This is a genomic window from Stenotrophomonas sp. SrG (genome assembly GCF_050031795.1).
Taxonomy (GTDB): Bacteria; Pseudomonadota; Gammaproteobacteria; order Xanthomonadales; family Xanthomonadaceae; genus Stenotrophomonas; species Stenotrophomonas rhizophila_A.
The window spans coordinates 1-258 of record NZ_JBNBBE010000429.1 but is presented as its reverse complement, the minus strand read 5'-3'; the positions used below and the strand labels follow the sequence as shown (position 1 = coordinate 258).

General features: G+C 68.2%; 1 protein-coding gene. It reads right to left on the bottom strand.

What is annotated here, in order from left to right:
• The coding region (locus tag ACQG3P_RS20350) for a biotin/lipoyl-binding protein (protein ID WP_426806056.1) at window positions 1-258 on the bottom strand (258 nt) is incomplete at both ends.

The window sequence follows — 258 nt, the reverse complement described above, 5'->3', positions numbered from 1 at the left end:
CTGGTAGTTCGAGCGCGCCGTGGCCAGCTGGGCCTGGTTCTGCTGCTTGGCCGCCGCCGCTTCGTCATAGCTGGCCTGCAGCGTGCGCGGATCGATCTGCGCCAGCAGGTCGCCCTGCGTCACTTCCTGGCCTGCCTTGAAGTTCAGGCTGATCAGCTGGCCGCCCACCTGCGGGCTTACGGTCACGGTGTACATCGCGCTTACCGTGCCCAGCGCGCTGGCGTAGACCGGCACATCCTGGCGGGCCGCGTCGATCAC